Origin of the sequence: Chryseobacterium sp. OSA05B, assembly GCF_019970065.1 — a bacterium.
GTDB lineage: Bacteria > Bacteroidota > Bacteroidia > Flavobacteriales > Weeksellaceae > Chryseobacterium.
In genome coordinates this window covers 269984-290833 of the sequence record NZ_JAHXYH010000002.1, presented here as the reverse complement: position 1 = coordinate 290833, position 20850 = coordinate 269984, and the positions used below count along the sequence as shown (strand labels likewise).

Genomic DNA, 20850 nt, shown 5'->3' with positions numbered 1-20850 from the left:
AGCTTAAACAGAATTCAAAAACATTTACTTTATTATGTCAAATATCGGACTTATCATAGAAGAAAAAGCAGCAGATATAGGAAATTTCCTGGTGGGAAGACTTCTTCCTTTCCGTGAAAAACGAGCGGTGGGACCTTTTGTTTTCATCGATCATATGGGACCTTCAGAACTGAAGGACTACCAAAACCTGGATGTTCCCCCACATCCACATATCGGCTTGTCTACTTTAACTTACCTTTTGGAAGGATCTATTTTTCACAGAGACAGCATTGGCAGTGCGGTTGAAATAAAACCGGGTGCTGTGAACTGGATGACTGCCGGAAAAGGCGTGGTGCATTCAGAGAGAACACCTGAATATTTAAGACACAGCGATAAAAGACTTCACGGATTCCAGATATGGGTAGGTCTTCCAAAACATCTGGAGCAGACGGAACCTAGTTTTCATCACATCGAAGCGGATGAAATTCCTACATGGGAAGAAGACGGAATTCAGTATAAACTTATTGCTGGTGAAGCTTTCGGCAGAACTTCTTCAGTTCCTGTTCACAGCAAGTTATTTTTCATCGAAATCAAAACCAAAGAAGCGAAGAAAGTCAGCATCGGAAAAGACCTTTACGGTGAAGCAGCAATGTATGTACTGGACGGAACAGTTTCAACAGAAGGAAATACCTACGGTTCAAAACAGCTGATGATCGCTAAAGACACTAAACTATGTGAATTTGATATGAGTGAAAACGGCACTGCCTATCTTTTCGGAGGCGAACCTTTTGATGAAGAGCGTTTTATATTCTGGAATTTCGTAAATTCAGATAAAGAATTGCTTGATCAGGCCAAAGTCAACTGGAATGATCAGAACCACAATGCATTTCCTTTGGTACCCGGCGACGACAAAGAATACGTTCCGCTTCCTAAGGCTATTTTGAACAGAAAATAACAATCAGAACATATTCATCAACCATGAAAATATTAGCATTTGCCGGAAGTACGTCTTCCACTTCGATTAACAGGGAACTGGTAAAATTTGTTCTGAAAGATTTTCAGGATGAAGAGATCAATCTGATTGACCTCAACGACTTCACCATGCCTGTTTTTTCCGTAGATCTTGAGAAGAAAGGATTTCCTGAGGAAGCCCACAACTTTTTAAAGGAGATCGGAGATTGTGACGTGATCATCTGCTCGCTTGCAGAACACAACAGATCTTACAGCTCGGCTTTTAAAAATGTTTTCGACTGGTCATCAAGGATCAACGTCAAGGTATTTCAAAACAAACCGATGCTTCTGATGAGCACTTCTCCGGGAGGTTATGGCGGCGGGAATGTGATGAATACAGCCAAAACGTTTTTTCCTCAGTTTGCAGCAGATATTAAGGATACGTTCTCGCTTCCCAAGTTTTATGAAAATTTTGATCTGGAAAGCGGTGTTATTAATCCTGAGATGCTTAAAGAACTTAAAGATAAGATAGGAAACTTTAAAAAAGCGGTTAAAACCAATGACTAAAGGAAGACTGGAAGCTTTCAGTGATGGTGTTTTAGCCATCATCATTACCATTATGGTACTTGAACTGAAAGTTCCGGAAGGAAGCAGCTGGACCAGTCTCAAGCCGCTCATTCCAAGAGTTCTCGCATATATTTTCAGTTTTATTTATGTAGGAATCTACTGGAACAATCATCATCATCTGTTTCAGGCAGTGAAAAAAGTCAACGGAAGTATTTTGTGGGCCAATCTTCATCTTTTGTTCTGGCTTTCCCTGATGCCGATCGCTACGGAATGGATAGGAACTACGCATTTTGCAAAAAATCCGGTGGCGGCGTATGGAATCTGTCTTATCATGGCTGCTGTAGCCTACACTATTTTGGAGCATGTAATTGTCCGGTGCGAAGGTGAAAGTTCTATGCTGAAAGAGGCTATACATTCAAAGTTTAAAGAATATATCTCGATTATATTTTACGTTCTCGGAATCGCCGTTTCATTTTTTTATCCTTATATTGCCATAGGTTTTTATTATATCGTGGCTCTCATATGGCTGATTCCGGACCGAAGAATCGAAAAATCACTAAAAGAAAATTGATATGGAAACACACGAATATCTCAACGGCAGTATCACTGTCATCTGGCAGCCCCAGAAGTGTATCCACTCGGCTGTCTGCGTAAAACTGCTTCCCAAAGTCTATAATCCCAAAGACAGACCCTGGATAAAAGCGGAAAACGCAAGTCCGCAAGAACTTAAAAATCAGATAGACCAATGCCCGTCAGGTGCATTAAGTTATAAATTCAATACAGAACAATAATGGCGGTAACCGTAAAAGCAAGTTTAGGAAAAACAAAATATTATACTGAGGTAACGGCCGGCGAAAACCAGATCATTACAGATGAACCCATCGATAAGGGAGGTCAGAATAAAGGTTTCAATCCCATGGAAATCTTAGCGACCTCTCTGGCAAGCTGTACGGCAGCTACCTTAAGAATGTACATCGAAAGAAAGGAATGGGATGTGGAAAACATCAATGTAGAAGTAGAACTCGAAAATTTTCCTTTAACGAAAAGAGCGATTTTCAAAAGAGACATCAGCTTTGAAGGTATTCTGGATGACGAACAGCTGAAAAGACTGCATACCATCGCCGATGCCTGCCCTGTACACAAGATATTAACTAACGATATAGAAATACTAACAAAATTCTCATAACATGATCGAAGTAAAACAAAACAACGACGAGAAACACGGAAGTTTTGAGGCTTTCATAGATGGAAAACACGCAGGGCTCATGACGTATACCTGGGCCGGAGAAGAAAGATTCATCATTGACCACACGGAGGTGGAAGAAGCCTACAACGGAAAAGGCGTAGGAAAAGAAATGCTTCTGGCAGCAGTAGATTTTGCCAGGAAAAACAATAAAAAAATCATTCCTCTCTGTCCGTTTGCCAAAGCAAGTTTTCAGAAAAGTGAGGAGCTGCAGGATGTATTGGTGAACTGATCCTAATTTCCGTCCTTGAGATACAGGCCTTTCAGAGTTTAACATCTGAAAGGCTTTTTCTTTTACCAGAACAGAAAAAAACTATATTTGTAAAATTTTAATTGAAAAAACTATGTCTCCAATTATATTACTGTCTATTATTATCGTCTACTTCGCACTCCTGCTGTGGGTAGCCTACAAAACAGGGAAAGGAAGTGATAATGAGAGTTTCTTTATCGGAAACCGTAAGAGTAATTGGATGCTGGTAGCTTTCGGGATGATTGGGACCTCGCTGTCCGGTGTTACGTTTGTGAGTGTTCCGGGAGCAGTAGGAAATGATAAATTCGGGTATCTGCAGATCACACTGGGATATCTTATCGGCTATATGGTGGTGGCTTATGTTCTTCTTCCCTTGTATTACCGTCTGAAACTGACTTCTATTTATGGATATCTTCAGCAGAGAATGGGTCAGCTGTCTTATAAATCGGGAGCGTGGATCTTTATTGTTTCCCGACTGGTAGGTGCCACTGCAAGACTGTATCTGGTGGTGAATATTCTTCAGCTTACGATTCTGGACAGTTTAGGTATTCCGTTTATTGTAACGACACTGATTATTTTAGCGATGATCATTCTGTATACTTATGAAGGAGGGGTAAAAACCATTGTCTGGACGGATACCTTACAAACTTCATGTATGCTTTTGGGATTAATCATCTGTACGGTATATATGCTGAATCATCTGGGCTTAAGCTTTGGCGAAAGTTTTACGGCGATGCAGGATAAAGGCTACACCAGAATTTTTGATTTTGACCCGAACCAGAAAAGTTTCTTTGTGAAACAGATCCTGGCCGGAGCTTTCATCACGATTACAATGACGGGAATCGATCAGGAAATGATGCAGAAAAGTTTATCGGTAACGAGACTGAAGGATTCGCAGAAAAACATGGTGACATTAGGATTTATTCTTCTTGGGGTTATCTCATTATTCCTTTATATGGGCGGACTTCTTCACCTTTACGGAGCACAGGAACATGTAACGAGTGCAGGAGATCAGCTTTTCCCTGATGTAGCTTTGAATCATATGCCAGGTTTTATTTCCATCATCTTCATTATTGCGTTGATTTCAGCGTTATTTCCAAGTGCAGATGGTGCTATGACCGCTCTTACCTCTTCTTTATGCATCGATATTTTTGGCATGAAAGAAAAGAAAGACTGGGATGATTCCAAAAAAGAAAAATTCAGAAAAAATATCCACTTAATTGTGGCCCTTTCTTTCCTGATTATGGTGGTTATTTTTAAAATGATCAATGACAATTCCATGATCGGGCTTATTCTAAAGCTTGCAGGATTCACCTACGGACCTCTTCTGGGACTTTTCGCCTTCGGAATTTTCACAAAATACAAAGTGAATGACAAACTGGTTCCTTACGTATGTATTGCAGCACCGGTGATCTCATTCTTTATTGATAAATACCAGGAAAACCTATTCGGAGATTTCAAGATCGGGCTTGAATTACTGATCATCAACGGATTGTTGACTTTCATAGGACTTTGGCTGATCAGAAAGAAATAATATTTAATTTTGTAAATGGGTTAAAGCCCGTTCCTATTGAAAATTAGATTTTATAACAGATAACATTCGATATGAAATTATCCCTATTCATAGCTATTGGCTTACTTGTAGGCGAGTTGGTACATGCACAAAGTGCTGTTGATTTTGCTAATCTGGCCAGGTACAGAGAAGACAATACAGCCATTTTAAATGTGAAGAAAAAAGTGGATGTGGTCTTTATGGGCAATTCCATTACGGAAGGCTGGGTAAAAAGTCATTCTGCATTTTTTTCTGACAATAACTATGTAGGCAGGGGGATCAGTGGACAAACCTCTTCACAAATGCTTTTACGATTTCAAAATGATGTGGTGGCTTTAAAACCGAAACTGGTGATCATCAATGCCGGTACCAACGATATTGCTCAAAACTCAGGAGCCTATGATCCGGATTTTACATTCAATAATATTAAAGCCATGACAGATATTGCCCGAAGCAACGGGATAAAGGTAATTATTGCCTCTGCACTGCCTGCAGCTGCATTTCCGTGGCGTAAGGAAATCACCGATGTAGCTCAAAAAGTAGATGCCTTAAATACAAGACTCAAACAATATTCTCACAGCAGCAAAATCACTTTCATCGATTATAATACACCCATGCGTAATGACAAGGGCGGTATGCGTGAAGGTCTTTCAGGTGACGGAATTCATCCCGATCCGGCAGGTTATACTATTATGGAAACTATTGCTAAAAAGGCTATTGATAAAGCATTGGGAAAGAATTAAGATGAGACATTAGACATCAGACCCTACGAACCAACGAATGTCAGCCAGTAATATTCCCAAAAACCTATTAACTCTAAACCTCTCAAACCCCTATACAATCTATTATCAACCATGAAAAAAATTATTTCACTTTTCGTATTCGTGCTCACATTCGGCCTTATGACTGCGCAGGATTTTGAGGTTTCCACTTTAAGAATGGGACCTTACAAAGTCTTTATGGAAAAAGCAGAAGGAGAAAAAATAGCCGGTACAAAATTAAAAATAACGGACGGACAGTTCAAAAACAATGTAAAATACAATGGTGAACTGATCCAGATCGATCTTTATGAAACTTATATCAGTGAAGCAAAACCCAATGCGGCAAGCATTATGGGACTTACCACTACCAGTAAAAAATTTAAAACAAAAAGCGGTATCGGCATTGGAAATACAAAAGATGACCTTATTAATGCCTACAGAAATCACCCCAGCTTTACGGTACATCCTGCCTGGGATGACAAGGGTGAAAAACGATTGAAAGATACCGGATACTTCACCTTAGAAGACCTTGACGCCGGAACTCAACTCACTTTTAAATTTGTTAACAATATTATTACAGAAATATCGGTATACCTTAACGAAGGCTGTTAAAACCAGTATTTCTCTGAAATAATTCTAAATCCGGATCACAAGTCCGGGTTTTTGCATTTCCGTAAGCCGTGAAAAAATTGTAAATTCGCGTGCAAATAAATCAGATATAATGAGTAAAAGTATTGAAGAGTTAAAATCTCTTACTACGCAGATCAGAAGAGACATTTTAAGAATGGTTCACGCTGTGAATTCAGGACACCCGGGCGGAAGTTTAGGTTGTACGGAATTCTTCACAGCGCTGTATGGAAAGGTGATGAATTATAAGCTACCTTTTACAATGGAGGGTAAGAATGAGGATCATTTTTATCTTTCAAACGGGCATATTTCACCGGTTTTCTATTCTACATTAGCGAGATTTGGCTTTTTTCCGGTAGAAGAACTTAAAACTTTCAGAAAGCTGGATTCAAGACTTCAGGGTCATCCTACTACTCATGAGGGTCTTCCGGGTATCAGAATCGCTTCCGGATCTCTTGGTCAGGGACTTTCTGTAGCGCTTGGTGTAGCTCAGGGTAAAAAACTTGACGGAGATACTTCTCTTGTTTACACGCTTCACGGTGATGGTGAACTTCAGGAAGGTCAAGTTTGGGAAGCTTTGATGTATGCTGCAGCGAAGAAAGTTGACAATATTATTTCAACGATTGACTACAATGGACGTCAGATTGATGGGGATACGGATGATGTATTGAGCTTGGGAAATCTTCATGCTAAACTTGAAGCATTCGGATGGACTGTTCTGGAAGAGAAAAACGGTAATGATCTTGAAGCGGTAATTGCTATTCTTGAAAAAGCAAAAACTGAGACAGGAAAAGGAAAACCTGTAGTAATCATTCTTCATACAGAAATGGGCTACGGTGTAGATTATATGATGGGTTCTCATGCATGGCATGGAAAAGCTCCTAATGATGAGCAGCTTGAAACCGCATTCAAACAATTATATCTGGAAGCTCCCGCTGATTATTAATCATCAATAATCCACGATAAGTGATGGTGTTTTGACATCCTTAGAAATATCATTTATCCATTATTAAAAACTTTAGTAAAAAAAATGAAATATACATATACAGAAAAAAAGGATACGCGTTCAGGATTCGGAGCCGGATTAGCAGAACTTGCCGACAAAAACCCTAACGTAGTGGCACTTTGTGCAGACCTTATCGGTTCTTTGAAAATGGAGAAATTCATTGAAAAAGCACCGGAAAGATTCTTTCAGATAGGTATCGCAGAGGCTAATATGATGGGAATTGCTGCAGGTTTGAGCATCACAGGAAAAATTCCTTTTACCGGAACTTTCGCGAACTTCTCTACTTCAAGAGTGTATGACCAGATCCGTCAGTCTATCGCTTATTCAGGAAAAAATGTAAAGATCTGTGCATCTCATGCCGGTCTTACTTTAGGTGAAGATGGTGCTACGCACCAGGTTCTGGAAGATATCGGAATGATGAAAATGCTTCCGGGTATGACCGTAATCAACCCTTGTGACTACAACCAGACTAAGGCAGCGACTATCGCTATTGCTGACTTTGAAGGTCCTGTATATTTAAGATTCGGAAGACCTACCGTTCCTGTATTCATTCCGGAAGATATGCCTTTCGAAATCGGAAAAGGAATTCTTCTTCAGGAAGGTACTGATGTAACGATTGTTGCAACCGGACACCTTGTTTGGGAGTCTCTTGTAGCTGCAGACGAGCTTGAAAAAGAAGGAATCTCTTGTGAGGTGATCAATATCCATACAATCAAACCTTTAGACGAGGAAATCATCTTAAAATCTGTAGAAAAAACAGGTAAGATTGTTACAGCTGAAGAGCACAACTATCTTGGTGGTTTAGGAGAATCTGTTGCGGGTATGCTTGCAAGAAAGAGACCTACAAGACAGGAATTCGTAGCCGTAAACGATACATTCGGAGAGTCTGCAACGCCTGCTGAGCTTATGAAGAAATATAAAATCGATTCAGAGGCTGTAAAAGAAGCTGTGAAGAGAATTTTAGCTAACTAGTCAGATTGACTATCATATACGGGCTCGGGCTGTTTCTTCGAAACAGCCCGAGCTTTTTTTGGAGTTAAGATATTAGATGCCAGACATCAGATATCAGATATCAGATCTTAAATAGTATGAGCTGGTGGCTTCGAGGTCCTCAGCCACCAGATATCAGGTTTTAAACTTAGACTTAAACTATTAGAATGTGAAGCTTAATTACTGCCAACAAACAACCGTTAACCAGTAACTTTTTTTACACTCATATACTCTAAAACGCTCCGACTCTCAAACCCGCGCGTTATACATCGCCGTTAATGTGGTCTGTTGATCGGGACATCTATGGCATCGAGTACGGGGTATAATATATTCGTAAGGAATTCATCCTCTCTCAGACGGGATTTTTTAGATCCTGAAAAATAATTACTGATTCTGTAGTTTTTAACAAACTGATTTCTCTTTTTCCCAATCACATAATAATATCCTCCGCTGTCTTCATTGATGAAATAAGTCATTTCATCAAAACTCATGATCTTTTTGGTAAGAAATAGTTTTCGGTAAATACACTTCTCCCGCTTATCGAATATGTATTTTACAGGAATTCTAAAAAGAAGATCCCACAGAAAATAAATCATGTAGATTCCTAATACAACAGCAGCAATGGTAAAGGCATTCTGAGACAGTATATTTCTGAAATAATACAGCACCGGAATGGCAAGAATACCTGCTCCCAAACACCATTTTAAGGTGTGTATGAAGTTGTAATTAGGCATAAAGCTTATATCACTGCCATTATTCTCAAATTTATATTGGTCTTTGGTATTATTCATCGTACATTTTCATTTAAGCGCATAATATCTTCTGTTTCGTTCACCATTTTCTGTATGCTTTTATGCGTAAGGGCCTGTCCTACCGCAAATTTCTTCTCTTTTCCATTCACCTCAAAATAGATATTCAGGAATACATTGGTTGTGATAAAGCCAAGATATTTCATCGCCAACACTTCAAAATGAGTGAAATCCTGAAAATAATAAATCTTTGTAGGAACAAAAATACTAGGCTTACAGGTAATGGTCTGCTGCTGCGGATCAATCACAAACTTTTTCGCAAAGAAATTGGCGATCATAAGACCTCCAAAAGCAACAAGAAATAAGGCTAATAAAGGAATTTTATACTTATAAGAGAATCCTGCAGCAATGAATGTAAGAATAGCCAATACGGCTACAAATACTGGCTGGTTTTTAAAAATTAACAGGTTTCCGTCTCTTTTGTAAAATTGATAAGTGTTCATAATAAATTGTGATATATTTTAATGTATTTTATTTTATGATGTATACCGTTTTGCAATTTCGTCATCGCTGATCGTCTGCCAGGTATTCAGATCTGTTTTAAAGTAGGTATCGTGAATTGAAAAATAAGCGTCTATCTTGCTTTCCGTATGTGCTGAAGCTTTTTTCCACCCATCAAAAAACCAGTTTTCAAATAGCTCATATTTTTCTTCATTGTATTCATCCCATGCATCATCGAAGTCCTCATCATTTTCACACTTTTCCTGAAAATCTGTAGCTGCGGTCCATATCCGTTCCGGTAAAAACGCGTTCCAGTCTTCTTTCTGATCGCTCCGTTTTTCTCTTTGAGGGAATAAAAAAACGGGGTTGATTATGACCGCTCCGGATTGGTCTACAGTCCGTGTTGTGATATCCAGATAATCATATTCATATTCGAAATAAAAAGCTACCCTATCTGTTTTGGTCTTTCCGCTCAGATACTCTGCGCTTTCCCCTTTGAGCACTTGTACAAGAGCATCAACAAGTTGTCCTGTCTTTTCTTCAAGGTAATTTTTTAAATCAATATTGAGCTGTTTAAGATTTTGCATTCCGAGATTTTGTGATTTAGGTTTTGCCTTTGGTGGGCAATGTACAAAAATAGGTGAAAAATTAAATGTACCGAATAGCCACATGGCCTTGTTTCTCTTGTATTTTTTTGTATGCACACTGCATACACATGGAAATATCGGATTATTTATCTGTTTACTTAATCTCTAAAATCAGGACTTACATTTTTCAATCCCCGGTTGACAAAATTTTACAGCCTTATGATCTCCTGTGATTTATTTTAACCTGTACAACCGTACACAAAGCCCTCCCTAATTTACAACAAATCCACACATTAAATCCCTTAAAAGAGATTTAATAATCTATAGTTTTGAAACCATCAACGTTGATGCAGCATTTGGCAAATCTGCCTGTAAGTGTACAGTACGGGCTGAAATGCAAAATGACAAACCCCAATGCCAGGGATGATATGGCAACACAAATATTAATTAAAAATTATTCAATTATGAAAAAATTACAAGGAATGAAGAACTTTTCTTCATTGGAAAACAAGAAGCTGAAAAATTCAAAAGTAATTTTCGGAGGTGGTACAAATGTTAGAACAACACAAGAAACCGGAGCCAATGGTAACCCTGGTAATACTGGTGACACCAAAATCATTAATGATGGAAAGGTTCATTCTACTATAACAGTTGACTAAATAGGAAGGGGGGATCTTCCCCCCTCTCTTTAAAAGCCTAAAATATATTGGTGATGAAATATAGAAAAATTGTTTTCCTGCTTCTGACAATCATAACTTTCATTTCCTGCACAAGTAAAAAGCTTAGCTTTATTAATTATTACAATACAATTTATGCAATTGATAGTACTCATAGAGTTGACAGGGATACTTTAGCAACGATCAGGAAGTACAAAAGGCTATTCAGGAAATACCCTCCTGCCCAGAATGAACGAATGGAGGAATATGAAACGTATATAAGGTATGCAGACCGGTATCGTAAAAACTTTGGTGGAAAAAGAAGTCTTGAAAAGCTCATCGCACAGGCTGCTCCTAATTGGAAATACAAAAGGCAGGAACCAGAATTTTTTGAACTTTACAAAAAATACGGAATTGACAGCATTAGTTTAGAAAGAAAAATTCTTCAGTGGAATCAAAGACTAAATAAAGTATTAATTGACTCCTTCAGCATTGCGTTTGATCGTGATCAGCATAATCACCGTATCGGACCAACTGTTGAAATGAATGACAGAAAAAATGCAGAACTTCTGATCTGGACCTTTAAAAATTATGGTTTTCCATCAAGACAAAAAATAGGACTTTATGGAAACAATGAACAGCTTATGCATATGGGAACCCTTCTTAATCATATGGCAGGAACAGAGCACTATAACTATTTCAAGACAAAATTACTGGAATATGTAAGATCCGGTGAATGTGCCCCAAGGGATTATATTGAGATGGTAGATAAGTACCAGTACATTCATTATTTACATCCTATTTACGGTATATATATGCATTATGACACGAATTTTAATGCTGAAGATTCTGTAAGAGTAAACCGCGACCGACAAGCGGTAGGATTTCCCACATTCAAACAGTCTTCAAAAATGACGAAAGAATTCCAAAGAAAATAAATAATCATTAAATTTATTATGATCCTGATTATCTCTCAAAATAATGAGATTACAACCACTGAAGTTATTAAATATCTTCTCGCAATGAAGAAGCCCTTCATCCGTATTCATGAGGATGAAATTTTTGAGATCAAAACCCGGAACAAGAGAATTTTTCTCGAAAGCAGCCGCAATACATTCTTTCTTGATGACATTAAAAGTGTCTGGTACCGGAGGGGAGGATTACAATTTAAAAGATTAAAATATGCCAATCGATCCATCCATTTGAATATGACGGAAACACAGTTCTGGCTTGAGGGCTACGTCCGGAAGATATTGGAATCCAAAAGAAGTATCAACAAAGAAAGTAACAGTGATGTCAATAAACTTATTGTCCTGGACATGGCAAAAGATCTCGGCTTTAATGTTCCAGACTATTTTTTAGCAGAAAATACTGACGATGTGGAGGTAGAAAAGACGATTATAAAAACATTGAATGGCAACGTCACACTGGATGAAATAAAAAAGAATTCCGGTGGTTTTATGTATACGTCCGTGGTTAAAGACACCGAAGACGGAGATTTTTTCATCACTTTTTTTCAGGAGAAAATTGAAAAAGACTTCGAAGTAAGGACATTTTATTTAAACGGTCAGTGCTGGTCTATGGCCATATTCTCACAAAATGATGCACAGACTCAAGTAGATTTCAGAAAATACAACGAAATAAAACCCAATAGAAATGTCTCTTATCATCTTCCCTCTCATCTGGAAGAAAAGATACATCTGCTTATGCAGTCTCTAGATCTTAACTCAGGTTCCATCGATTTTATAAAGAAAGGAGAAAAGTTTTATTTCCTGGAGATCAATCCCATTGGCCAGTTCATGGGAATGTCCGGTACATGCAATTATTTCCTCGAGCAAAAAATAGCCGAATACCTATGAAAAAGCTGTACAACGAAAAAAATAAACTGCCGCTTACATTTAAATACCTAGAAATCTTTAAAACCAAAAACGTCGGCAAAATCCATAGTAACCTGATGTATTTTGTACAAAGCAAAAAATACCAGACGGAACATCATGTCAGAGAAAAACCTTTAAAACCGCTTACAAGAATTTTATGACGTACTTTAACTTATTCAACAATATCCGCGTCACAAAAGGCTCTACACGTATCCTGATCTCTGATCTCCAAAGGAATTTTTCAGAGCTGTATCCTCTGGAATTGTACGAAATCATAGAGGAACTGAAGACGAAATCCATAGAAAATATTCTGAAAAATGATGATGAAGAATCTGCCCGAGTCATTCAGGAATATATGAGTCTGCTGCTCGAAAAAGAATATGGTTTTGTAACAGAAGAAGACTGGGATAGAAATTTTCCACGCCTCTCCTATACATTCTATGAGCCCAATGAAATTTCAAATATTTTCATAGAAATCAACAGCTATCTGATTCTGGATAAAATCAAACAAAGTGTGGACAATCTGGGAGTGAAGCATCTCGTTTTATTCAGTCATCAAAAACTTTCGCTTAAAAATTTTCTTGATATCGACTCAAAATTTAAGGGTTCTGTTTTAAACGGTATTGAAATTATTTCGCCATTCCACGATCAGGTAGATAAAAACTTTATTGACTCTCTTAGTCAGACAGTTGAACGAATTTATAGTTTAGTATTTCATAGCTGTTCAAAAATTCCATTTACATCAAAGGATATTTTCAGATTCAGTTTACATTTTACAAAAGAAACATTGAAAATTTCCTCCTGCGGAAAAGTAGATCTGAACTATTTCAATACCAATATCTCAAAAGTAACAGAGGCTATGAATTATAATTCCTGTCTCCACAAAAAAATTGGAATAGACGTTCATGGAAACATCAGAAACTGTCCCTTAATGCCTGAAAGTTTTGGAAATATCTATGACATCACCCTTGAAGAAGCCCTGAACAGACCAGGATTCAAAAAATACTGGAATATCACTAAAGATCAGATAGAAGTTTGCAAAGACTGTGAATTCAGATATATCTGTACAGATTGCCGGGCTTACACAGAAAGCCCCCATCAAAACCATGAAGGACCAGACACATCAAAGCCCCTTAAATGCGGTTACGATCCGTATACGGGGAAATGGGAGGAATGGAGCAGAAACCCGTTAAAACAGCAGGCTATTCGATTCTACGGACTGAATTAATGGTAGAGCTTAAAGTTCTATCTGAAAAACTTCCATTTCGGAATAATAGCCAGCATTCCAAACCCCGTGAAAAGGAAAAGATTGGTTACATCCGTGTATAAAAAGGTAGACAGGTAGTAATTGTGCATAAAGAAATGCAGAACCAGCAGCGCCGGAAACATAAATATACCCACTTTCCTGTAGAAAAACATCAGGATAAGCCCAATCATCATCAGAAGATCAATGGAAAAGATAACGAAAAAATACCACCTCGGAATCTGAAGATACTCGTGCTGCAGATATTCATCCACATCAATTCCAAGCCCCATAATTGTAAATAGCATCAATGCTGCAAATGCTAAAATAAAGCCCCATCCTTTCTTCGGATCCTCGTCAAAGTAACTGTATTCTTCCATAGGTACAAAAATAAAGAACTTATGAATAAATCCATAAGTTCTTCAGTATATTTATTCGTTTAAAATTTGAATTATATAGAAATAGCGTTGATCAATCTGTTTTTGTCGCTCAAGTACTCTTCCATGGAGATCATACTCTCGGTTCTCATTACATCTTGAATGTCGTCTATCTGATAGATAATTCTTTTTGCATCTTCCGTATTCTTAGCTCTTACTTTACAGAAAATATTATATTTCCCGGAAATAACGCTCGCTTCGATTACGTTCGGAAGTACTGATAATTCTTTCAATACCTCTTGAGTGCGGTTTGATTTTGTCAAAAGGATCCCAATGAAAGCTGTAAAGTGATAGTCCAGCTTACCATAATCGATATTAAGAGATGATCCCAAAATAATACCTGCATCCTCCATTTTTTTCACTCTTACGTGAATTGTTCCCGCAGAAACATCCATCTGCTTTGCAATCTCTGTAAAAGGCATTCTTGTGTTTTCTACTAAGAAATCAAGAATTTTCTTGTCTATTTCGTCCAGTTGATAGTTCATATTAGTTAAATTACAATTTTCTTAAAAAATCCATGTATTTTTTGCAAATTTATAAAAAATTATTTAACTAAAAAAATTATATCAAACATTAACAATAATTAACACGGATGATAAAAATCATTAAAATATTCAGATTATTTAGCATTTGATTTTATAGAATCTGTTTTTATTTCCGTTTTAGGTTCTGTGGGTTTTTTATCTTTTTTCTTCTTTTTAAAGAGAGAATTGAAGCTTTTACTCCACACAACTCCCCCACCATAGGCCTGATTTGCAGAACCATTCGTACTTACCATTCCGATATTGGTAGGTTTGGAATAGCCTCTCAGGACGAGACTACCGTCATTCTTTTTAGAAACATCATATTCAATGGATCCTTCCCCGGAGAGGTAATTATTCTGGGCACCTTCGGTTTTTGTTAGTGGAATACCCAGTCCGGTTTTGATATTTATTCTAGGCGAAACCGCTACGCTTACCCCGGCATTAGCCCGGTCACCAGTGTTGGAATTTTGATCACCTTTTACATAATTCAGATCGATCTGGAACTCGTTACTCATTGTATTCAATACAGAACCCAACTGTTTAAGAAGCATATTATATCCGGAAGATTCCGCGACTCCCGCCACATCAAAATCCACTCCTCCACTGTTGGAGACATTAAAGGTACTTAACAGCAATACAGAACCAAACTGGAGTACTTTCTCTCCTTCCTGGCTCATCTTGGCTGCCAATGTTTCCTTTACCTGGCTGGATACGTCGAGAGCGGTCACATTCAGATCTATTTTCGGGTTGATTAAAGATTGGGTGATATTCGCTTGAAGCAATACACTGATTGGCTGCAGTTTCCCCATACTTAGATATTCACCAGCATTCGATACCATTCTTACATAATTGGCTGTAATATCAAGCGCCGGCTTCATCGCATCACCATCCCATCTGATGCTGCTGTTCTTTTGGATCTGGAAGGTTTTATTCAGAATCGCTTTAGAAACAAACGTACCGTTATCTACTTTATAAGTACCGTTCATTGCAATTCCTCCACGCCTTCCCATCTGGAATCTCAGCCTGTCTGCAGTTCCTTTTACGGTAATATTTCCTACGTCATCGCCCACAAGTACGTTTACGGTAGTTCCTTTATCCACATCAAGACTGAAGTCGATATTCATATTCGCGCCCGTCTTTTTCTTTTCTTCCAGCGTGATCAATCCGTCTTTTCCTTCTTTCAGGAACCTCAGCATTTTAAATTCTTCCACATTGGATGTAGAACTGGAATTAAAGGTAAAGGTACTTCCGTTCAGTGCCTTCATATTAGGAGTGGAAATACTCAGTCCGGAAACAGGTCCGTCTACGTAGAGATCTCCCTGTCCGTACACTCTTCCCCAGAACAGGTCAAAATCCTTCTGTGAGGTATTCAGTACCAGAAGATTGTCTGCTCTCATAATTAAGTTGACCCCCATAGAAGAAATCGTTTCAAACTGGATCGCCCCTGAGATTGTTCCCTTAGAGTTCGTCCTTCCGTCATGTACTTCAATATTGTTAAGGATCGCAAGTCCTTTGGAAAGTGGAATCACCGTATCGTCAAATGAATAATCCACCCCAGTGAAAAGCAGTTTCAGACCGAAGCCTTTCAGGGCGATATCTCCGCTGTAATCCAGATTACTTAGTTTTCCATTGATCTTAAGGTCACCCGTCGCCTTTCCTCTTATATTTCCGAAAACAGTCTGAACAAACTGCTGGGTAAAAGCGAGGTCAAAATCCCGCATTTCCGCGGTCAGATCGATCGTAGGAGAAGCGGTATTATTGTTTACCGTACCTGTAAGATGCAGGTTATTATTTCCGAGAACTCCGGCAGAAGTTACTTTGACATCTACATCATAAACATTCAGCGAGAATCCATTAGTTGCGGAAATCGTAAGGTCGCCCATTTCATTTCCGTTCATCATGATATTGTCTACCGTAAGGTCTACCAATGGCTGCAGCGTGCTCTTATCCATTTTGATCTTCACACTTCCGTTTGCAAGACCTTTGATTCCCATAGGGTTTCCTCCGGACTGCATTTCAAGCAGCTTTTCCACGGCAAATTCTTCAATATCCGCATCTATATAAAAGTCTTTCGCCGATTTAAATTGGGCTTCTTTAATAAACAGGGCACTTTTATCTGAAAACACCCGCAGGTTACGGATATCAAAATCAGCTGTATTTTTTCTATAGGTAATGGAGTGATCCAGCTCAGGACTTGTATCTATGGCCCAGGTTACATCATTAAACTTCACTTCTGTAGGCTCAAACCTGAAAACATAATCTCCCGCCGCATTGGTAGATTGATCTACATTAATGGCGTATGATTTAAGACTTTCACTCAGCTCATCCTCCGGACTTCCATGTTTAAATGTTGTTGCCAGATGAAGTGCCGTATTGTTTTCATTTTTTCCTCTGAGTTCAAAATCTTTGATGATATTTTTATTATACACCAGCTTACTGATCCTTGCATACAGCTGCTCATCAAGCTTAGCCGTATTGATTCTTACCATCACACTGTCTATCATCGCACTGTCTCTGGAAATATTATTCCGGTCATTTAGCTTATATTCAGGATTAGCTGCTGCCAAAGCTTTGTCTGCGTCGGTGATTTCTTCCTTCTTCGTCATGATATACTTCAGAGAAGCTGCATCCAGATTCAGGATCAGGTCATTGGAATCTCCGTTATATTCTCCTTCTACCACAGCACCCTGCGGAAGTTTAAGATCCGGCAAAAAGTAATTCACAACCCCCTGCTGAACATCAAAATTCATCTTGAAGCTCTGACCTCTGTACAGTTTTCTCGGCGGAGGTCCTACCAATATTCTTCCGATACCGTTTTCCATCATTCCCACAAGATCACCAAGGTTGTATCTTCCTGAAATCTTACCACTGGCAGCTCCCGGTGCATCGACCTCTATCACACGTCCGCCAGCTTCTAAAAAGGTTTTAAGCTTTGCTTTTGGAACAATATATTTCTGTGTTGCTGTAGCAAAATTAAGGTTATTGGCATCCACATCCAGGGTCAGATCATTAATGGAAGACATGGACATTTTACCTACCACCTGGCCGCTCACAATCTGGCTTCCCGGTTTGTTGGTAAAATAATTCATATTCAGATGGGTGACGTCTGCATTCACATCCATCATAATCCTTGGGGTACTGAAATCAATAAGTCCCTTAATAGTAGCTTTTGCCTGCTCATCATTGATGGTGATAAGTCCGTTGTATTTTTTATGGTCTAGTAAACCGTCCAGATACAGATTACTGATCTGCTTATCCATAATCTCAATGCTGCTGATCTGGGATTTGGTGGTGAGACGCATGGTATTGACGTCAAAACTCTGCCCGTTAAGATCAAATTTACCGGAGATAAGACCGACCGCTTTATTTTTGGTAATGACAGATGTATTCAGGTCTTTTACTTCCAGATATCCCGAATATTTAGGTATCGCTGTGCTGTATCCTGTCAATGAAAGTTTAGTGATCTTCGCCTGCCCTATTCCCGTCATCAGATTTCCGCTGGAAACATAGATTTGCCCGGGGTCCACTTTGGCGGCTCCGTTGTATTTCAGTTTCCCAAAATCGTCCGCGAAATTCTTCATCTTTTTGGAAATAAATGAAGGCATCATCGCTTTAAGGTCTTTATAGGTAAAATCTACAGATAGGTCATTGGTTTCAATGGAGAAATTTCCTTTCAGCAGCCTGTCGACTCTCATGGTTTTGGTGGCAATATTGACGTCAGGATTTCTGATCAGGAAGTTTTCCAGGTAGAATTTATTCAGTGGACCGGTCATTTTCCCGGCCAGATTGAAGGGTTTAAAATTATCCCAGTTCGTCACAAAGTAGCTGATATCATATCCGCTCAACTGGCTTCCCTGCTTGATATTCATATCCCAGCGTACACGGTCTGCAAAATCGGACCATGAACCGTCATGAAGATTAAATTTAATATCTCCCTGAAGCAGTGAATGATCTGTATTCAGCGTAAGGTCTTTTAAGGAAAGGAATTCATGGGTCAAAGAGAGCTCCGTAGAAAAGGTATCTACGAAGTGAGATTTTCCCCATCTTGCCGTGACGAAGGACATATTATTGATCAGCGCGGAAATATTGGGTCCGTTCACCTTTACATTAGGCGCTATTAAATTAAATTTTGTAGCCGTCAGCCATTTTCCCGGTTCTCCCGGAGAGTTTTGGCTAACGATCGAAACTTTTGAATCGATGATCTGCACACGGGAATTCAGCTGAAAAGGAGGTTTCTTTGGATCCCGCTTCTTTCCGCTGTCGAAAAGCTGTGTAAATCTGATAAAGTTGGAAATGCTGTCGCCTTTGTACGTGATGACTTTTACATCGGCATTGACAAGAGTCAGGGAATTAAAACTTAATGAATTGCTGTTCCCTGAAATCGCATTGTAGGCAAGGGACATCCAGTCGGAATTCGCACGAAATTCTCTGGCTTTGATGAATTCAAGGCCTTTGTAATCCTTGATTTTTAAGCCTTTTATAATAACGTCTCCGAAATAATCCACTTCTACACTTTCCGTAGACATTCCGGCTTTAAAGTCTTTGTTAACGATCTGAAGTGCCTGATTTGCTGCCCACTGTTTGGTTGCCGGAAGATTAATGGCCGTAAGGATTCCTCCAACAAGAATAACTCCCAGCCAGAAAAGGATCAGGAGAAGTTTGGCCCACCAGGAGTAGCTGGTCACATCTTTGACCGCCTGCTTTCCAAATTCTTCAGCCGTTTCTACGGGATGATGAATGGCATCTGATGCCAGTTCAGATGCTTCTTTAACGGTCTCCTTCACAGCGCCTTCTACATTCTCCACAGTCTTCTGTACCTGATCACCTAGGTTCTCAGCTACAGATTTTTTATTCTCATTCTCGTTATTATTCTCTAACTTTGCCATTATTATGAGCGACTCTATAATTTTAGGTATTGAATCGTCCTGCGACGACACCTCAGCAGCTATCATCAAGGGAAACTGTATTCTGTCCAATATTGCTGCGAATCAGGCCATCCATAAAGAATATGGAGGTGTGGTCCCGGAACTGGCATCGCGAGCGCATCAGCAAAATATCATCCCCGTTGTTGAAAAATCTATTACTAAAGCAAATATACAACAAAATGCTATTTCAGCTATAGGATTTACACGCGGCCCCGGACTTTTAGGATCTCTTCTTGTAGGAACGTCATTTGCTAAGTCTTTGGCAATGAGTCTGAATGTTCCGTTGATTGAAGTTAACCATCTCCAGGCCCACATTTTAGCCCATTTCATCGAAGATGCAAATCCTATGCCGCCTCAATTCCCATTTCTGTGTCTTACAGTAAGTGGAGGGCACACCATGATCGTATTGGTGAAGGATTATTTTGATATGGAAATCGTCGGGAAAACAATTGATGATGCCGCAGGAGAAGCTTTTGATAAAATCGGAAAAATTTTCGATCTTGACTATCCTGCGGGACCTATTATAGACCGACTGGCCAAGGAAGGAAATCCTGATGCTTTTACGTTTAACAAACCGAGAATGGAGAATTATGATTATTCGTTCAGCGGTATTAAAACGTCTGTCCTTTATTTCATTCAGAAGGAGGTCAGAAAAAATCCGGATTTTATTAAAGAAAACTTAAACGATCTGTGTGCTTCCGTTCAGAGAACAATCATTGAAATTCTGATGGCTAAACTTGAAAAAGCGGCTAAAGAATTAGATGTAAAAGAAGTAGCGATCGCAGGTGGAGTTTCTGCCAATTCTGCTTTGAGAAAGGCAATGGAGGACAATCATGAAAAATTAGGCTGGAATATTTACATTCCAAAATTTGAATATACAACAGACAACGCGGCGATGATTGCGATGGTGGCTCAACTTAAATACGAGCGAGGAGAATTTACGGATATGAAAACGTCCGCAACTGCAAAATATGATTTATGAAAATACTCTTAGAAGAAAAAGTACTGGGAACGCAGTCTAAAAAAAATTCAAAATATTACTGGGTTTTAGAAACCATTATAGGAAAAAACGAAGTGACAGAACAATCTGAAGACGAAGATTATTTAATGATCAGTTCAGAAATCGGATATGTTCAAAATATAAAGGAAGAGATCATAGAGAAAATCAATTCAGAAAATGTATTTAGTTTTGCTTACGAGCCCAAAGAAGGAGATTATTTATCCATCAAAAATAATTTAAGAAAAAACGAATATTTGAATTTAATTTTCATGAATAATAAGTGGATTGAAGAAATTTACGCATGTTCATACAGAGACTGTGAAGGTGATGTTTATACCACGATAAAAACAGGTGTGGCATTTTTAAGCGAGAATGAAATCTCCTTTTAATCATCACTTCTCAATACAATTCAGACGCATTCTAAA

The 20850-nt window shown here is 38.7% G+C and carries 23 protein-coding genes; 17 read left to right on the top strand and 6 right to left on the bottom strand.

Translation table 11 applies throughout. The features are described from left to right. The first annotated feature begins 34 nt into the window (after window positions 1–34). The 11 genes from LC419_RS08750 (at window position 35) to LC419_RS08700 (ending at window position 7908) form a co-directional block, all read left to right on the top strand. Window positions 35–934, top strand: coding sequence for a pirin family protein (locus tag LC419_RS08750; protein ID WP_223606980.1), 900 nt, complete (start codon window positions 35–37; stop codon window positions 932–934). A gap of 23 nt (window positions 935–957) precedes the next feature. Next, entirely contained in the window at window positions 958–1497 is a 540-nt protein-coding gene (locus LC419_RS08745; protein WP_223606979.1) for an NADPH-dependent FMN reductase, read from the top strand. Further along, window positions 1490–2068 carry a TMEM175 family protein gene (locus LC419_RS08740; RefSeq protein WP_223606978.1) on the top strand — a complete coding sequence of 193 codons (579 nt, stop codon included), beginning with the start codon at window positions 1490–1492 and terminating at the stop codon, window positions 2066–2068. Before LC419_RS08745 ends, LC419_RS08740 begins: the two co-directional genes overlap by 8 nt. A 1-nt stretch (window position 2069) precedes the next feature. Next, window positions 2070–2288: a (4Fe-4S)-binding protein gene (locus tag LC419_RS08735; protein ID WP_223606977.1), complete on the top strand. Its 219-nt coding sequence runs from the start codon at window positions 2070–2072 to the stop codon at window positions 2286–2288. After that, window positions 2288–2683 carry an OsmC family protein gene (locus tag LC419_RS08730; protein WP_090023949.1) on the top strand — a complete coding sequence of 132 codons (396 nt, stop codon included), beginning with the start codon at window positions 2288–2290 and terminating at the stop codon, window positions 2681–2683. Before LC419_RS08735 ends, LC419_RS08730 begins: the two co-directional genes overlap by 1 nt. Window position 2684: 1 nt before the next feature. Then, a complete protein-coding gene (locus LC419_RS08725) occupies window positions 2685–2972 on the top strand; it encodes a GNAT family N-acetyltransferase (protein ID WP_223606976.1) in 288 nt (95 codons plus the stop codon). A 112-nt stretch (window positions 2973–3084) separates the two neighbouring features. After that, entirely contained in the window at window positions 3085–4524 is a 1440-nt protein-coding gene (locus tag LC419_RS08720) for a sodium:solute symporter (RefSeq protein ID WP_223606975.1), read from the top strand. 71 nt (window positions 4525–4595) lie between these two features. Next, window positions 4596–5285, top strand: coding sequence for an SGNH/GDSL hydrolase family protein (locus LC419_RS08715; protein ID WP_223606974.1), 690 nt, complete (start codon window positions 4596–4598; stop codon window positions 5283–5285). 111 nt (window positions 5286–5396) lie between these two features. Beyond that, a complete protein-coding gene (locus tag LC419_RS08710) occupies window positions 5397–5915 on the top strand; it encodes a hypothetical protein (RefSeq protein ID WP_223606973.1) in 519 nt (172 codons plus the stop codon). A gap of 106 nt (window positions 5916–6021) precedes the next feature. After that, complete coding sequence (locus LC419_RS08705; RefSeq protein ID WP_291875108.1) at window positions 6022–6876, top strand: transketolase; 855 nt, start codon at window positions 6022–6024, stop codon at window positions 6874–6876. An 84-nt stretch (window positions 6877–6960) separates the two neighbouring features. Continuing rightward, on the top strand, window positions 6961–7908 hold the full coding sequence (locus tag LC419_RS08700; protein ID WP_223606972.1) for a transketolase family protein: 948 nt from the start codon (window positions 6961–6963) through the stop codon (window positions 7906–7908). 293 nt (window positions 7909–8201) lie between these two features. Here the strand turns inward: LC419_RS08700 and LC419_RS08695 are convergent, their stop codons facing one another. The 3 genes from LC419_RS08695 to LC419_RS08685 are packed head-to-tail and all read right to left on the bottom strand — an operon-like array spanning window position 8202 to window position 9763. Continuing rightward, window positions 8202–8717 carry a hypothetical protein gene (locus tag LC419_RS08695; protein ID WP_223606971.1) on the bottom strand — a complete coding sequence of 172 codons (516 nt, stop codon included), beginning with the start codon at window positions 8715–8717 and terminating at the stop codon, window positions 8202–8204. Next, window positions 8714–9178: a hypothetical protein gene (locus LC419_RS08690; RefSeq protein WP_223606970.1), complete on the bottom strand. Its 465-nt coding sequence runs from the start codon at window positions 9176–9178 to the stop codon at window positions 8714–8716. Before LC419_RS08690 ends, LC419_RS08695 begins: the two co-directional genes overlap by 4 nt. Before the next feature lie 33 nt (window positions 9179–9211). Then, window positions 9212–9763: a hypothetical protein gene (locus LC419_RS08685; RefSeq protein WP_223606969.1), complete on the bottom strand. Its 552-nt coding sequence runs from the start codon at window positions 9761–9763 to the stop codon at window positions 9212–9214. A 329-nt stretch (window positions 9764–10092) separates the two neighbouring features. Between LC419_RS08685 and LC419_RS08680 the strand changes: the two genes are divergently transcribed. The 4 genes from LC419_RS08680 to gwsS all read left to right on the top strand — a co-directional run bounded on the left by LC419_RS08680 (window position 10093) and on the right by gwsS (window position 13524). Next, complete coding sequence (locus tag LC419_RS08680; RefSeq protein WP_223606968.1) at window positions 10093–10422, top strand: hypothetical protein; 330 nt, start codon at window positions 10093–10095, stop codon at window positions 10420–10422. A gap of 53 nt (window positions 10423–10475) precedes the next feature. After that, a complete protein-coding gene (locus LC419_RS08675) occupies window positions 10476–11357 on the top strand; it encodes a hypothetical protein (protein WP_223606967.1) in 882 nt (293 codons plus the stop codon). Window positions 11358–11375: 18 nt separating this feature from the next. After that, entirely contained in the window at window positions 11376–12278 is a 903-nt protein-coding gene (gwsG, locus tag LC419_RS08670) for a grasp-with-spasm system ATP-grasp peptide maturase (RefSeq protein ID WP_223606966.1), read from the top strand. Between the two features lie 175 nt (window positions 12279–12453). Continuing rightward, window positions 12454–13524 (top strand): grasp-with-spasm system SPASM domain peptide maturase, encoded by a 1071-nt coding sequence (gwsS, locus tag LC419_RS08665; RefSeq protein WP_223606965.1) that lies wholly within the window; start codon window positions 12454–12456, stop codon window positions 13522–13524. A gap of 17 nt (window positions 13525–13541) precedes the next feature. On the opposite strand, the gene LC419_RS08660 is transcribed toward gwsS, so the two are convergent. The 3 genes from LC419_RS08660 to LC419_RS08650 all read right to left on the bottom strand — a co-directional run bounded on the left by LC419_RS08660 (window position 13542) and on the right by LC419_RS08650 (window position 19386). Further along, entirely contained in the window at window positions 13542–13919 is a 378-nt protein-coding gene (locus LC419_RS08660; RefSeq protein ID WP_223606964.1) for a hypothetical protein, read from the bottom strand. A gap of 71 nt (window positions 13920–13990) precedes the next feature. After that, the gene (locus tag LC419_RS08655) at window positions 13991–14461 is read right to left on the bottom strand and encodes an Lrp/AsnC family transcriptional regulator (RefSeq protein ID WP_034703315.1); all 471 of its coding nucleotides are present in this window, start codon (window positions 14459–14461) and stop codon (window positions 13991–13993) included. A 134-nt stretch (window positions 14462–14595) separates the two neighbouring features. Further along, window positions 14596–19386: a translocation/assembly module TamB gene (locus LC419_RS08650; RefSeq protein WP_223606963.1), complete on the bottom strand. Its 4791-nt coding sequence runs from the start codon at window positions 19384–19386 to the stop codon at window positions 14596–14598. Window positions 19387–19390: 4 nt separating this feature from the next. On the opposite strand from LC419_RS08650, the gene tsaD reads away from it, so the two are divergent. Further along, window positions 19391–20407, top strand: a complete 1017-nt coding sequence (gene tsaD, locus LC419_RS08645) for a tRNA (adenosine(37)-N6)-threonylcarbamoyltransferase complex transferase subunit TsaD (RefSeq protein WP_223606962.1) — start codon at window positions 19391–19393, stop codon at window positions 20405–20407. Then, window positions 20404–20814: a hypothetical protein gene (locus LC419_RS08640; protein WP_223606961.1), complete on the top strand. Its 411-nt coding sequence runs from the start codon at window positions 20404–20406 to the stop codon at window positions 20812–20814. The genes tsaD and LC419_RS08640 overlap by 4 nt, the downstream gene beginning before the upstream one ends. Window positions 20815–20850: the final 36 nt, after the last annotated feature.